A 12,863-nucleotide genomic window follows, 5' to 3' on the forward strand; every position below is an offset into this window, starting at 1 on the left:
GCCAATGTTTCTGGAAGACGAGTTTGCCACCGAGCGGCTCCGCGCCAGCCGTGTGTCCTTTTCATTTCTGATCGCGTTCACCACATTTTTCGCATCGCTGATGATGGCCGCAGGCCTGGTGTCCGCCGCCCGCGCCGAAGAGGCGCAGCCGCAGAAGGTCGAGCAGCTCGCAGGCCTCGTTCGCCCGAACGACGTCAACAGCGGCTCGCTGCTCTTCCCGTCGAAGGAGCCCGGCTTCTTCATCGAGGCGCCACGGCTGAAGACCGACGTCCAGATGGACGTCTCCGGCCCCGTTGCCCGCGTCAAGGTCACCCAGCGTTTCCAGAACCCGAGCAAGGGCTGGGTCGAAGGCACATACGTCTTCCCGCTGCCGGAAAATTCCGCCGTCGACGAACTGAAGATGCAGATCGGCGACCGCTTCATCGAGGGCCAGATCAAGCCGCGCCAGGAAGCACGCGAGATCTACGAACAGGCCAAGGCCGAAGGCAAAAAGGCGGCCCTTCTCGAACAGCAGCGCCCGAACATCTTCACCAACCAGGTCGCCAATATCGGCCCCGGCGAAACCATCGTTGTCCAGATCGAATATCAGCAGACCGTGCACCAGTCGGGCGGCGAGTTCTCGCTGCGCTTCCCGATGGTCGTCGCACCCCGCTACAATCCGGCCCCCGTGGTCCAGACCGTCGAGTTCAACAACGGCGCCGGTTTCGCGGTCCCGTCCGATCCGGTGCCGAACCGCGAGAAGATCGAAGCGCCGGTGCTCGATCCGCGCGAAAACGCCAGGATCAATCCGGTGGCGCTGACCGTGAACCTCAAGGCAGGCTTTCCGCTCGGCGACGTAAAATCCGCCTTCCACGATGTCGATATCAAGCAGGACGGCGACCAGAACCGCGTCATCAGCCTGAAGGGTGACTCTGTCCCGGCAGACAAGGATTTCGAGCTCACCTGGAAGGCTGCCCCCGGCAAGACGCCGAGCGCCGGCCTCTTCCGCGAAGTCCTGAACGGCAAGACCTATCTGCTCGCCTTCGTCACCCCGCCCGCAACGCCTGACGCTTCCACGGCGCCGCTGAAGCGCGAAGTCGTCTTCGTCATCGACAATTCCGGATCGATGTCCGGCGAGTCGATCGCCCAGGCAAAGGAAAGCCTGGCCCTGGCGATCTCCAGGCTCGGTCCCGACGACCGCTTCAACGTCATCCGTTTCGACGACACGATGACCGATTACTTCGGCGGCCTCGTCGGCGCGACACCTGACAATCGCGAGAAAGCGATCGCCTATGTACGCGGCCTTACCGCCGATGGCGGCACCGAGATGCTGCCGGCGCTCGAGGATGCGCTGCGCAATCAGGGCTCGGTTGCCAATGGCGCGCTCCGCCAGGTGGTCTTCCTCACGGATGGCGCAATCGGCAACGAGCAGCAGCTGTTCATGGAGATCACCAACAACCGCAGCGATGCCCGTGTCTTCACCGTGGGCATCGGCTCGGCGCCGAATTCCTACTTCATGACCAAGGCCGCCGAGCTCGGCCGCGGCACCTTCACCCATATCGGCTCGACCGATCAGGTGGCCTCACGCATGGGCGAACTCTTCACCAAGTTGCAGAACCCGGCCATGACCGATATCGCCGCCACTTTCGACGGCGTGCAGGCAAGCGACATCACGCCGAACCCGATGCCCGACCTCTATACCGGCGAGCCTGTGGTCCTGACCGCCGAACTGCCGACGGACAAACCATCAGGCAAGCTGCAGATATCAGGCAAGACCGGCGCCCAGCCCTGGCGCGTCGAGATGGATATCGCCAATGCCGCCGACGGCAAGGGCCTCTCCAAGCTGTGGGCGCGCCGCAAGATCGACGATCTTGAAGCCCGCTCCTATGAGCGCCAGGACCCGGCAGCACTCGACAAGGATGTCGAGGCGATCGCCATGGCCCACCATCTCGTCTCCCGCGTCACCAGCCTCGTCGCCGTCGACGTCACGCCGTCGCGTCCCGATGGCCAGCCGGTCAGCTCGACCAAGCTGCCGCTCAACCTGCCCGACGGCTGGGACTTCGATAAGGTGATGGGCGAACCCGCCCCTGCCCCGGCTGGCAACGCACCGGATCACGCCATGGCAAAGCCGCAGATGGAATTTGCCGCCGTCGCCAACCAGATGGCCGCTGCCCCGACACCGGGTGCAGCAAACCTGATCGCCCAGCGCTCGGCATCGGTAAAGCTGCCGCAGACGGCAACCCTTGCCGACCGGCAGATCATGCAGGGCCTGACCATGCTGCTCGCAGCCCTGGCCGCTGCAGGTGGCTTTGCGATCTGGCGCCGCCGCATCCGCGGCGCCTTCCTGGCGGGAGGCCGCTGATGCCCGGCGCACAACGCGGAAGCTGGAACGAGGAAGCGGGCGAGTTCGAACCGCTTCCGAGCTATCTGGAGCTGATGATGGCGAATGCCGCAGCGACGGCGTTTGAGATCGACGCGCCCCGGAAAAGCCTCCTCGCCCGCCTGTCGGCGATGGAGAAGGTGATCGCAGTCGCCATCCTCGGCCTCGGGCTCTACGGCACTGCGCTGATGACCAGCGGCTTCTACATGAAGGGCAAGGCAGAACTCTCGCAAGTGCTGCTGAAGCGCGCCTTCGCCGCCGAGCTGCGCGGCGAGGATGCCAAGCCCTGGCCCTGGGCCGATTTCACCACAGAGGCCGAAGTCAGCGCCCCGCGCCTCGGCAAGACGGCGATCGTGCTCTCAGGCGCCACCGGCGAAGCCCTCGCCTTCGGCCCGGCCTGGCTCAGCAACACGCCGCAGCCCGGTGAAGAAGGCACCTCCGTCATCGCCGCCCACCGCGACACGCATTTCCGCTGGCTGAAGGATGTGCGCGCCGGAGACGATATCGAGATCACCCGCCGCGACGGCTCCGTCCTGACCTTCAAGGCAACAGATGCCCGTGTCGCCCGCTGGGATGAAAGCGGCATCGACGCCGCGTCAGAGGGCCGCCACCTCGTGCTGACGACCTGCTGGCCGTTCGACGCCACCGAGCGCGGCCCGATGCGCTACATCGTCGAAGCCGAACTGGTCGACAGGATCCAGACCGGCACCGTTCAACCCGGCAACACAAAGCCGTTATCCGGGAGTTAATGAGGTTGAAGCGATCGCCCCCGCGCGCCACCTACCCGCCTGGATGGTAGAACGGGGAGATCATGAACATGCTCAAGGGATTGCGCATCGCTTTGGCGGCAGGCGCCGCATTTGCAACAGCCGGCGCGGCATTCGCCGCCGACAGGGTGCAGACCAAGAAAGTGACGGTCAGCGTCGATACGCTGGCAACCGGGCTCGATCATCCCTGGGCGGTCGAGGTCATGCCCGACGGCGCCTATCTCGTCACCGAACGCCCCGGCAATATCAGGATCATCCGCGACGGCAAGGCATCAGAGCCGCTCGGCGGCGTGCCCGAGGTCAGCGCCCGCGGCCAAGGCGGCCTGATGGATGTGGCGCTCGCCCCGGATTTCGCCCAAAGCCGCATCCTCTATCTCACCGCCGCGATTGCCAATGCCAAGGGATCGGGCACGGAAGCCTTCTCTGCAAAGCTCTCGGCCGACGAGAGCAGGCTTGAGGACGTGAAGCCGATCTTCACCATGGCGAAGTTCACCGGCGGCAACATCCAGTACGGCTCGCGGATCGCCATCGCCGGCGATGGCGGCCTGTTCATCAGCGTCGGCGACCGCGGCAGCCGCGACCGCTCGCAGGATTTCAAGGACGACGCCGGCTCGATCATCCATGTGAATGCCGATGGCAGCATCCCCGCCGATAATCCCTTCCGCGACGGCGCTAAGGCGCTCCCCGAAATCTGGTCGAAGGGCCACCGCAACCCGCAGGGCATCGCCTTCGACAGCGCCGATGGCAAGCTCTACACCGTCGAGCACGGCGCCCGCGGTGGCGACGAGATCAACCTGATCGAGCCGGGCAAGAACTATGGCTGGCCCGTCATCACATATGGCCGCGACTATTCCGGCGCCAAGATCGGCGAAGGAACGGAAAAGGCCGGACTGGAGCAACCCCTCCACTACTGGGATCCCTCGATCGCGCCGGGCGCCATCGCCGTCTATCGCGGCAAGATGTTCCCGGAATGGGACGGCGACATGCTGGTGGCCGCGCTGAAGTTCCAGCTGCTGTCGCGCATGCAGCGCGACGAAAGCGGCAAGTTCACCGCCGAGGAACGTCTGTTCGAGGGCAATTACGGCCGCATCCGCGACGTGACCGTGGCTCCAGATGGCGCATTGCTGATGGTCACCGACGAAAGCGACGGCGCGCTGCTGCGCGTCTCCCGCGCCGCCGATCAGGACGGCTGATCGCAGATTGGAAATTTCAGTCCGCAGTATCAGCCCCGGCTGATGCGTTCATTCACGCTTGCTGAAACAAAACCCAGCTGCTAACCACGGCCATCACACCGTGCTCCCCGCAATCGAGGAATGACATGACTCGCGTTCAGGCGAACCTGTTGCTGTTGCTTGCTGCTGCCATCTGGGGCGGCGGCTTCGTGGCGCAGTCGACAGCGATGAAGGAACTCAGCCCGTTCTGGTTCATCGGCCTGCGTTTCGCCGTTGCGACGGCCGCCGTCCTGCCCTTCGTTCTGCTCGAGCGCCGCAAGGCTGCCGTCAAGACCAGCAGGCGCCATCTCGGCCTCTACCTGGCGATCGGCCTTGCCCTCTTCGGTGGCGCCGCGACCCAGCAGGTCGGCCTGCAGACGACGTCGGTCACCAATTCGAGCTTCATCACCGGCCTCTACGTGGTCTTCGTACCGGTCATCGCCGTGCTCTTCCTGCGCCGCCCGCCGCACTGGATCATCTGGCCGGGCGCCGTCATGGCAATCGCCGGCATCTACCTTCTGTCGGGCGGACATTTGTCGGCTCTGACGGTCGGCGATGGCCTGACCGTCATCTGCGCCGGCTTCTGGGCGATCCAGATCACGCTGGCAGGAACGACCGTCAAGGAAACCGGCCGCCCCCTGGCCCTGTCGGCCACACAGTTTGCCATCACCTCTCTGCTCGCTCTCATCGTCGCCGCGATGTTCGAACCCGTCAGCCTCGACGCCATCATGGGCGCAGCACCCGAGATCCTCTATGTCGGCGTTTTCTCCTCTGGCGTCGCCTTCGTGCTGCAGATCATCGGCCAGCGATATACGACACCCTCGCAGGCGGCGATCTTCCTGTCGTCGGAGGCGCTGTTCGGTTCCTCGCTCGCCGCATTGATCCTTGGCGAGACAATCCCCCCAGTCGGCTATATCGGCTGTGCGCTGATGTTTAGCGCTATGCTTGTAGTCGAGGTGGTGCCCGAACTGTCGCGACGCCGCGCCCAAGCGGTCTGAAACCGCATCCACGGCACATCGCCGGAATGATTCGGAATTTTTTTTGGGTGGGTCTGAAGACCCGCTCACGTTGTGTTTTTGGGAAAATCTGCTCACAAATTATATTGCAGACGATACAAAACGTTAATCATGCACCCGCACGGAGCGATTTTTTGCGTTTTGGCGCAAATAGGACACCCGCAGCGACTGTGCTCCTGAGGACACGTTAAAAAACTTTTGCTTGCCAATTCCCAATAATCACAGCAATCTCGCGGCGTTCGGGCATTTTGCGAGCATGGGAAGTCCTTAAGAAAGTGCGCGCCGGAAACGCTAATATTCCGGTCAGCCGGTCTCACAAGATGGGGAATAATCCCACCAAGAGACAGGCCGAGGTAGAGGGGACCTTTTTCTCGAAATTCAAGAACTGCCTGCTAGCGCTCCGGAAGGGGCATAATTGATGCTGCCCGTGTGGATGGCGGGCAGAGAGAAAAGGACCTGACGCATGGCCGAGACTGGCACTGTAAAATTCTTCAATACCGACAAAGGCTTCGGCTTTATCAAGCCGGATAAGGGTGGCGCCGATATCTTTGTACACATTTCTGCCGTTCAGGCTTCCGGCCTCGCCGGACTGACGGAAAACCAGAAGGTAAGCTTCGACACGGAGCCGGATCGCCGCGGCAAGGGACCGAAGGCCGTCAATCTTCAGATTGCTGGCTGAGCCCAAACAAGGCCGTCGAATTCGAGTTGAAGCCCGGCAGAAATGCCGGGTTTTGTTATTCAGCATCCGTTCAGATAGCCGCCACTATCGTCTCAACATCACGGCGCAGGAACCCGCAGCCGTCCTGAAGAGTTTTAAAGGCAGCACTTCCCGCTGTCTTGGAGAGTAGGACAAGATCATGAACACGATCGCAAAGACACTTCTTCTGACGGCCGCAGCCGCCGCTCTCAGCCTTTCCGCTGTCAGCGAAGCTTCCGCCGACAGCTGGCGCCATCACCACAATAACGACGCCTGGGTCGGCGGTGCCGTTGGCCTCGCAACCGGCCTCGTTGTCGGCTCGGCAATCGCGAACGCCAACCAGCCGCGCTACTATTATGATGAGCCGCGCTACGCAGAACCGGTTTACGAGCCGGAATACGAAGCCGTACCGGTCTACCGCGCTCCCCCGCGTTACTACGCACCGGTCCGCGCCGGCATCGAGCCCTGGACGCCGCAGTGGCAGCGTTACTGCTCGTACCGCTACCGCACCTTCGATCCGGGCACCGGCACCTTCATCGGCAACGATGGCCGCGAGCACTTCTGCACCGCCGGCTGATCGCCGCCCGATCCGATATAATGAAAGCGCCGCTCATCGAGCGGCGCTTTTCGTTTGTCAAATGCCCTGCAGGAACGGGTTGTTGCGCCGCTCGTCGCCGATCCGGCTCCCCGGCCCGTGACCGCAGATGAAGCCGACATCGTCCCCCAGCGGCAGCACCTTGTCGCGGATCGACGCCATCAGCTGGTCGTGATCCCCGCCCGGCAGATCGGTGCGCCCGATCGAACCGTTGAACAGCACATCGCCGAGATGCGCGAAATTCTGCGCGCGATTGACGTAGATCACATGCCCGGGCGCATGACCCGGCGTGTGATAGACCTCGAACTCGTGATTGCCGAACGACACCTTGTCGCCGTCTTCCAGCCAGCGGTCCGGCTCGACATTCTTGAGACCGGTGATCCCGTACTTCTGCTGCTGCGTCTCGATCCGCTGCAGCAGCGGCAGGTCGTCCTTGTGCGGACCGACAATATCGATCCCCAGCGCCGCCTTGAGATCCTTGGCGCCGCCGGCATGGTCGAGATGGCCATGCGTCAGCCAGATTTCCTTGATCTTGAAGCCGTTCTCCTCGACCACCTTGACGATCGTCTCGACGTCGCCGCCGGGATCGACCACTACCCCCTCCTTGGTGTCAGGATCGAAAAGCACGGTGCAATTCTGCTGAAACGGTGTCACCGGAATGATTCCGGCCTGTAGCATACCCATTGGCGCCTCTTATGTTCTCTACCCGCCCCTATAGTCTGAATGGCGAGTGACGAAAGCAAGTTTTTATCCGCGCCTCACACCTAAGAGACAGGCTGTAACAACAGTTTATGACGGCGAAACGCGCCTTCCGTTTCAATTTTTCCTTTGAGAATCAAACACCTGCGAGAAACTCCCGGCATGGTGGAAACAATAGGCTTACGCCTTTTGGAACCGGATGGTGAACGGTGCGTTTCCAGCCCGGTAAACAAGGAGAAATGCAAATGACCATGACGAGAAACATTTTCCTGGCAGGCGCCGTGCTTGTTGCAAGCGCGGGCTTTGCGCATGCGGAAATGGCCGCCACGGCCATCAACGATCTCAATGTCCGCGCCGGTCCCGGCCCGCAATACCCTTCCGTCGGCATCGCCACCCGCGGCTCGTCGGCCTATCTCGACGGCTGCATCCAGGGCAGCCGCTGGTGCCGCGTCGATGTTAACGGCGTCCGCGGCTGGGTCTATGCCGAATATCTGCAGGTCCAGCATGAAGGCGCCCCTGTCGTCGTCGAGCAGAACCAGACGAGCCTCGGCGTCCCCGTCGTGACCTACGAGACGACGGCGAGCGTCGTTCCCGCCGAGCCGCAGCCCGGCCCCGGTGACGAGCTGCTCGGCCCGGTCGGAGACGTCGATGCGATCACGCCGCCGGCCGAAGTCCGCACCTATATCGACACCACGCCGGCGCAGACCGTGCAGCTCGGCGGTGATGTCGTCGTCGGTGCAGAGGTTCCGGCTGACGTGACCTTCCAGGAAGTCCCGAATTACGAATATCGCTACACCCGCATCAACGACCGCTCGGTGCTGGTCGATCCCGGCACCCGCCGCATCGTCTACGTCTATAACTGAGGCGGATGAGCGATCCGGAATGAAACAGAAAAGGCGGCCGCCTGGCCGCCTTTTCGCATTTCTGTGGACAAGTTTACTGCGAGGCGACTGTCTATCCACCGGCTCCCCGTACACCCAGCCTGTTGATTGTTGTCCCGATTGCGTTTTATCCACTGACGCACTGGGGAAAAATATGCGTTGTATTGGGAAGCGGAGACTGGCCGGGTTCGGGCGAAGACGAGCCTCGGCCCGAGCTCTGCAAGGTCCGGGAGCGCCGAGAGCGGCCCGGAACGCATGGGATGAGAAAGGGAAATGACGTGGCGCCACGACAGACCAGCGCGAAAGCGGCCAAGCCTGAGCCGCTGTCCACGCCGATGGAAAACAGCGGCATCATCGACTTCGAAATCATCGAGCTGTTCTTCTTCGCCTATCGCGATTTCGTCTCCGATCCGGACGCCATCCTTGAAAAAAGCGGCTTCGGACGCGCCCATCACCGGGTGGTACACTTTGTTAACCGTGAACCCGGCATGACCGTTGCTGATCTTCTGGATACATTGAAGATTACCAAACAGAGCCTCGCCCGAGTGCTCAAACAACTGATCGATTCAGGCTATATTAGACAAGTCGCGGGCCCGGAAGACCGGCGCCAGCGCAAGCTTTATCCGACAAAGACGGGGCGCGAACTGGCGCTTGCTCTGGCGGAGCCGCAATCGCGCCGCATTGAGAGGGCATTCGACAATGCTTCTCTTGAAACGCGCGAGAGCGTGAAGGCATTTCTGAGGGGCATGCGGGACAGGCAAACAGCGAAAGCGGACTGAATGGCGGGAAAGACAATCATTTCTGATGATGCGGCGCATCTGCTTGTCGTCGACGACGACACGCGCATCCGTGCACTGCTCAACCGTTACCTCACCGAGAACGGCTTCCGGGTGACCGTTGCCGCCGATGGCGCCGAGGCACAGCGCAAGCTCACCGGGCTCGATTTCGACCTGATCATCATGGACGTGATGATGCCCGGCGAATCCGGCATCGACGTGACGCGCGGATTGCGGGCGATCAAGAACGTTCCGATCATCATGCTGACAGCGCTGGCAGAGTCGGACAATCGCATCGCCGGCCTGGAAGCGGGCGCCGACGACTATCTGTCGAAGCCCTTCGATCCGCGCGAGCTGGTGCTGCGCGTCAACAACATCCTGCGCCGCAACGCCTCGGATGCGCCGAAGATCGAGCAGATCATGTTCGGCCCCTACACCTTCTCGCTGACCCGCAAGGAGCTGAAGAAGGCGGCCGAAGTGATCCGGCTGACGGATCGCGAGCAGGAAATCATGCTGCTCTTTGCCCGGCGCGCCGGCGATACCATCCCGCGCCACGAGCTGATCGGCGACGACGTCGATGTCGGCGAACGCACGATCGACGTGCAGATCAACCGTCTGCGCCGCAAGATCGAGGATGATCCGGCAAATCCTGTCTGGCTCCAGACGGTTCGTGGTATAGGATACAGGCTGAGCATCGATTGATGCTCCGGACGTCAGGATCGCGACAGAGATGGTGACATTCGAAAGCCTGCGGCGCGAAGAGCGCTTGCCCGCCACCGGTTGGAAGTGGTTCACGCGCTTTCTGCGCCGCCGCCTGCCGACGGGCATCTATGTCCGCTCGCTGCTGATCATCATCATGCCGATGCTGCTTTTGCAATCGGTCGTCGCCGCCGTGTTCATGGAACGCCACTGGCAGATGGTCACGCAACGCCTGTCGATGGCCGTCACGCAGGACATCGCCGCGATCATCCAGATCATCGACACCTATCCTCAGGATGCCGACTATACGGCCATCACCAAGATCGCCCGCGAGCAGATGAAGCTGCAGATCTCGATCGAGCCGGACGGCGACCTGCCGCCGCCGCGTGAAAAGCCGTTCTTCTCGATCCTCGACGGCATCCTCTCCGATGAGCTCAATGACCAGATCAAGCGCCCCTTCTGGATCGATACGCTCGGCGATTCCAGTCTCGTCGAAATCCGCATCAAGCTGAATGACAAGATTCTGCGGGTGCTGACCAAGCGCAATCAGACCTACGCCTCCAACACCCATATTTTCATCGTCTGGATGGTCGGCGCCTCGCTGGTGCTGATCGGCGTCTCGATTCTCTTCCTGCGCGGCCAGATAAGGCCGATCCAGGCGCTGGCGGCCGCTGCCGAGAGTTTCGGCAAGGGCCAGAAGGCCGAGAATTTCTATCCGCGTGGCGCCGACGAAGTCCGCCGCGCCGGTCTCGCCTTCATCCTGATGCGTGAACGCATCGAACGGCAGATCGAGCAGCGCACGGCGATGCTCACAGGCGTCAGCCACGACCTGCGCACGATCCTCACCCGCTTCAAATTGCAGCTGGCGCTCGCCGGCAACAATCCCGACCTGCAGGGCATGGCCGACGACGTCAACGACATGCAATCGATGCTGGAAGCCTACATGGCCTTCGCCCGCAGCGAGATCGAAGAGGATGTCGGCGAACTCAAGATCAGCGAGATGCTCGCCAAGATCGAGACCGATTTTGCCTTGCACGAAAAGAGCTTCAGCTATTCGATCGAAGGCGATGACGAGATCGTCGTGCGCCCCAACGCCTTCACCCGGCTGGTCACCAATCTCGCATCGAACGCCCGCCGCTATGCCAACTCGCTGAATATCGAGGCCAAGCATGGCTCCAAATGGCTGACGCTGACCTTCGATGACGACGGCCCCGGCATTCCCGAAAAGAACCGCGAAGACGTCTTCAAGCCGTTCTTCCGCCTCGACGAAGCCCGCAACCTCGACGACTCAGGCACAGGGCTCGGCCTCGCCATCGCCCGCGACATCGCTCGCAGTCACGGCGGCAACGTCACGCTCTCCGACAGCCCGCTCGGCGGCCTGCGCGCCGTCATCCGCGTTCCCGCGTGAGTGTTCGATGAGCATTTTCGAGAAAATGACCTGGCTCAACCCGCCGCCCTCGGCCGAAGTCCGCGACGGCGCGCTGCACGCCCGCTCCGGCGAGAAGACCGATTTCTGGCAAGGCACCTATTACGGCTTCCACCGCGACGACGGCCATTTCCTGCATCAGCAGCGCGAGGGCGATTTCACCGCCGAAGTCACCTTCTCCGGCCGCTACGAGGCGCTCTACGATCAGGCCGGCCTGATGATCCGCGCCGATGAACGCCGTTGGATGAAATGCGGGATCGAATATACCGACGGTGCCATAAATTTCAGCACCGTCGTTACCAACGGCAATTCCGACTGGTCCGCCTTCCGCATCGACCACGACTTCGCGCAGATCTCGGCCCGCGTCACCCGCAACGGCGACGCCCTCTTCATCCAGTACCGCACCGATGTCATGAAAGATTGGCGCATGGCGCGCCTCGCCTGGTTCGATCCCGCGATCGAAACCCTGATGGTCGGCCCCGCCTTCTGCTCCCCGCAACGCGCCGGCTTCGAGGCAACCTTCCATTCCTTCACGCTGACCGATCCGGTCTCGCGCGATATTCACTGATCACATCAACTTCTTGCCGTTGGGCACCGGCTTGTCCGTTGCCGCCAGCACGATCGCGCCGGCTTCGTCCTCGAAGCCGAGGGTCAGCACTTCCGAGCGGAAGGGGCCGATCTGGCGGGGCGGGAAGTTGACGACGCCGAGGACCTGGCGGCCGACGAGGTTGTCGAGATTATAGTGCACGGTGATCTGCGCCGAGGACTTCTTGACGCCGATCTCGGGGCCGAAGTCGATCAGCAGCTTGATCGCCGGCTTGCGCGCTTCCGGAAAAGGCGATGCCTCGATGACCGTGCCGACACGGATGTCGACGCGCTCGAAATCGGCATAGGTGATTTCGTCAGCCATGATCCGCCTCAGCCCGCCAGTTCCTGGGCGCGCGTGCGCGCGGCCTCGAGAGCCTCATCAAACAGCGGCTGCATCCCCTTTTCCGCCATCAGCACGGCAAGTGCGGCAGCGGTCGTGCCGCCGGGAGAGGTGACGTTCTGGCGAAGCTTGGAAGCGTCGTCGGGGGACTGGTGGAGAAGTTCACCAGCCCCCGCGACCGTTTCCCGTGCAAGACGCATGGCGAGGTCCGCCTGCAGGCCAAGTTTACGGCCTGCCTCAGCCATGCACTCGACGAGATAAAACACGTAAGCAGGGCCGCTGCCCGACAGCGCCGTAACGGAATCAATGTCGGACTCGGCCGGAACCCACTCAACAGGACCGGATACGCGAAGAAGAGAATGAACGCGGTCGCGCTGTTCGGCGCTGACCTTCGCATTGGCAAAAGCACCGGTGACGCCGCGGCCGACCATGGCAGGCGTATTCGGCATGGCGCGAACCATCGCGGCCTCGCCGAGATGCTTCTCGAGGAAACCGAGCGTCTTGCCGGCAGCGACCGAAACCACGACCGTATTCGGCCCGACCGCATGCTTCACCGGCGGCAGAACGGCTTCCATCACCTGCGGCTTGACCGCGATGAACAGGACACCGGCCTTGAGACCGGCAGGCGCCGCCGTCACATGCGTCGCCCCCGCATCCTCGATCGTCTTCATCATCGCCGGCGACGGGCCGGGATCGACGACGACCACGGAGGAACCGGGGACGCCGTTCTTCAGCCAGCCGGAGAGCATCGCGCCCCCCATATTACCGGCACCGATGAGAACGATAGGATCTGCAGAGACGCTGGACAT

Annotated in this window: 14 protein-coding genes; 11 read left to right on the forward strand and 3 right to left on the reverse strand. The window is 62.5% G+C overall.

The features are described 5' to 3' along the window. The first annotated feature begins 4 nt into the window (after positions 1 to 4). The 6 genes from ACEN84_RS21820 (at position 5) to ACEN84_RS21845 (ending at position 6,627) form a co-directional block, all read left to right on the forward strand. Positions 5 to 2,341 (forward strand): marine proteobacterial sortase target protein, encoded by a 2,337-nt coding sequence (locus ACEN84_RS21820; protein ID WP_413709895.1) that lies wholly within the window; start codon positions 5 to 7, stop codon positions 2,339 to 2,341. Further along, entirely contained in the window at positions 2,341 to 3,108 is a 768-nt protein-coding gene (locus ACEN84_RS21825; RefSeq protein ID WP_413709896.1) for a class GN sortase, read from the forward strand. Before ACEN84_RS21820 ends, ACEN84_RS21825 begins: the two co-directional genes overlap by 1 nt. A gap of 68 nt (positions 3,109 to 3,176) precedes the next feature. Then, positions 3,177 to 4,319: a PQQ-dependent sugar dehydrogenase gene (locus ACEN84_RS21830; RefSeq protein ID WP_413711338.1), complete on the forward strand. Its 1,143-nt coding sequence runs from the start codon at positions 3,177 to 3,179 to the stop codon at positions 4,317 to 4,319. A gap of 125 nt (positions 4,320 to 4,444) precedes the next feature. Beyond that, the gene (locus tag ACEN84_RS21835; RefSeq protein WP_199627053.1) at positions 4,445 to 5,335 is read left to right on the forward strand and encodes a DMT family transporter; all 891 of its coding nucleotides are present in this window, start codon (positions 4,445 to 4,447) and stop codon (positions 5,333 to 5,335) included. Positions 5,336 to 5,816: 481 nt separating this feature from the next. After that, on the forward strand, positions 5,817 to 6,032 hold the full coding sequence (locus ACEN84_RS21840; RefSeq protein ID WP_007534130.1) for a cold-shock protein: 216 nt from the start codon (positions 5,817 to 5,819) through the stop codon (positions 6,030 to 6,032). A gap of 178 nt (positions 6,033 to 6,210) precedes the next feature. Beyond that, positions 6,211 to 6,627 (forward strand): BA14K family protein, encoded by a 417-nt coding sequence (locus ACEN84_RS21845; protein WP_112719306.1) that lies wholly within the window; start codon positions 6,211 to 6,213, stop codon positions 6,625 to 6,627. Between the two features lie 57 nt (positions 6,628 to 6,684). On the opposite strand, the gene ACEN84_RS21850 is transcribed toward ACEN84_RS21845, so the two are convergent. Beyond that, positions 6,685 to 7,329: an MBL fold metallo-hydrolase gene (locus ACEN84_RS21850; RefSeq protein ID WP_112719307.1), complete on the reverse strand. Its 645-nt coding sequence runs from the start codon at positions 7,327 to 7,329 to the stop codon at positions 6,685 to 6,687. Positions 7,330 to 7,589: 260 nt separating this feature from the next. Here ACEN84_RS21850 and ACEN84_RS21855 point away from each other — a divergent pair, with 260 nt between their 5' ends. The 5 genes from ACEN84_RS21855 to ACEN84_RS21875 all read left to right on the forward strand — a co-directional run bounded on the left by ACEN84_RS21855 (position 7,590) and on the right by ACEN84_RS21875 (position 11,694). After that, the gene (locus tag ACEN84_RS21855; RefSeq protein WP_413709897.1) at positions 7,590 to 8,207 is read left to right on the forward strand and encodes a DUF1236 domain-containing protein; all 618 of its coding nucleotides are present in this window, start codon (positions 7,590 to 7,592) and stop codon (positions 8,205 to 8,207) included. Between the two features lie 278 nt (positions 8,208 to 8,485). Then, complete coding sequence (locus ACEN84_RS21860) at positions 8,486 to 9,004, forward strand: MarR family winged helix-turn-helix transcriptional regulator (RefSeq protein ID WP_112719309.1); 519 nt, start codon at positions 8,486 to 8,488, stop codon at positions 9,002 to 9,004. Further along, positions 9,005 to 9,703, forward strand: coding sequence for a response regulator (locus ACEN84_RS21865; protein ID WP_199627055.1), 699 nt, complete (start codon positions 9,005 to 9,007; stop codon positions 9,701 to 9,703). It abuts the gene before it with no gap. 28 nt (positions 9,704 to 9,731) lie between these two features. After that, positions 9,732 to 11,108, forward strand: coding sequence for an ATP-binding protein (locus tag ACEN84_RS21870; RefSeq protein WP_413709898.1), 1,377 nt, complete (start codon positions 9,732 to 9,734; stop codon positions 11,106 to 11,108). Positions 11,109 to 11,115: 7 nt separating this feature from the next. Continuing rightward, positions 11,116 to 11,694: a DUF1349 domain-containing protein gene (locus tag ACEN84_RS21875; RefSeq protein WP_413709899.1), complete on the forward strand. Its 579-nt coding sequence runs from the start codon at positions 11,116 to 11,118 to the stop codon at positions 11,692 to 11,694. Here the strand turns inward: ACEN84_RS21875 and ACEN84_RS21880 are convergent, their stop codons facing one another. Next, the gene (locus ACEN84_RS21880; RefSeq protein WP_112386281.1) at positions 11,695 to 12,036 is read right to left on the reverse strand and encodes a tRNA-binding protein; all 342 of its coding nucleotides are present in this window, start codon (positions 12,034 to 12,036) and stop codon (positions 11,695 to 11,697) included. It lies immediately after the preceding gene. Between the two features lie 8 nt (positions 12,037 to 12,044). Further along, positions 12,045 to 12,863 carry a pyrroline-5-carboxylate reductase gene (proC, locus tag ACEN84_RS21885; protein WP_413709900.1) on the reverse strand — a complete coding sequence of 273 codons (819 nt, stop codon included), beginning with the start codon at positions 12,861 to 12,863 and terminating at the stop codon, positions 12,045 to 12,047.

It is taken from the genome of Rhizobium sp. Rhizsp82 (assembly GCF_047325115.1).
Classification (GTDB): domain Bacteria; phylum Pseudomonadota; class Alphaproteobacteria; order Rhizobiales; family Rhizobiaceae; genus Rhizobium.

What these genes read in the sequence shown, in the direction of transcription:
- ACEN84_RS21880 (WP_112386281.1), bottom strand. Translation starts at nt 12,036, where the DNA reads ATGGCTGACGAAATCACCTATGCCGATTTCGAGCGCGTCGACATCCGT.
- proC (WP_413709900.1), bottom strand. Translation starts at nt 12,863, where the DNA reads ATGTCCAGCGTCTCTGCAGATCCTATCGTTCTCATCGGTGCCGGTAAT.
- ACEN84_RS21850 (WP_112719307.1), bottom strand. Translation starts at nt 7,329, where the DNA reads ATGGGTATGCTACAGGCCGGAATCATTCCGGTGACACCGTTTCAGCAG.
- ACEN84_RS21865 (WP_199627055.1), top strand. Translation starts at nt 9,005, where the DNA reads ATGGCGGGAAAGACAATCATTTCTGATGATGCGGCGCATCTGCTTGTC.
- ACEN84_RS21875 (WP_413709899.1), top strand. Translation starts at nt 11,116, where the DNA reads ATGAGCATTTTCGAGAAAATGACCTGGCTCAACCCGCCGCCCTCGGCC.
- ACEN84_RS21830 (WP_413711338.1), top strand. Translation starts at nt 3,177, where the DNA reads ATGCTCAAGGGATTGCGCATCGCTTTGGCGGCAGGCGCCGCATTTGCA.
- ACEN84_RS21845 (WP_112719306.1), top strand. Translation starts at nt 6,211, where the DNA reads ATGAACACGATCGCAAAGACACTTCTTCTGACGGCCGCAGCCGCCGCT.
- ACEN84_RS21870 (WP_413709898.1), top strand. Translation starts at nt 9,732, where the DNA reads ATGGTGACATTCGAAAGCCTGCGGCGCGAAGAGCGCTTGCCCGCCACC.
- ACEN84_RS21825 (WP_413709896.1), top strand. Translation starts at nt 2,341, where the DNA reads ATGCCCGGCGCACAACGCGGAAGCTGGAACGAGGAAGCGGGCGAGTTC.
- ACEN84_RS21835 (WP_199627053.1), top strand. Translation starts at nt 4,445, where the DNA reads ATGACTCGCGTTCAGGCGAACCTGTTGCTGTTGCTTGCTGCTGCCATC.
- ACEN84_RS21840 (WP_007534130.1), top strand. Translation starts at nt 5,817, where the DNA reads ATGGCCGAGACTGGCACTGTAAAATTCTTCAATACCGACAAAGGCTTC.
- ACEN84_RS21855 (WP_413709897.1), top strand. Translation starts at nt 7,590, where the DNA reads ATGACCATGACGAGAAACATTTTCCTGGCAGGCGCCGTGCTTGTTGCA.
- ACEN84_RS21820 (WP_413709895.1), top strand. Translation starts at nt 5, where the DNA reads ATGTTTCTGGAAGACGAGTTTGCCACCGAGCGGCTCCGCGCCAGCCGT.
- ACEN84_RS21860 (WP_112719309.1), top strand. Translation starts at nt 8,486, where the DNA reads ATGAGAAAGGGAAATGACGTGGCGCCACGACAGACCAGCGCGAAAGCG.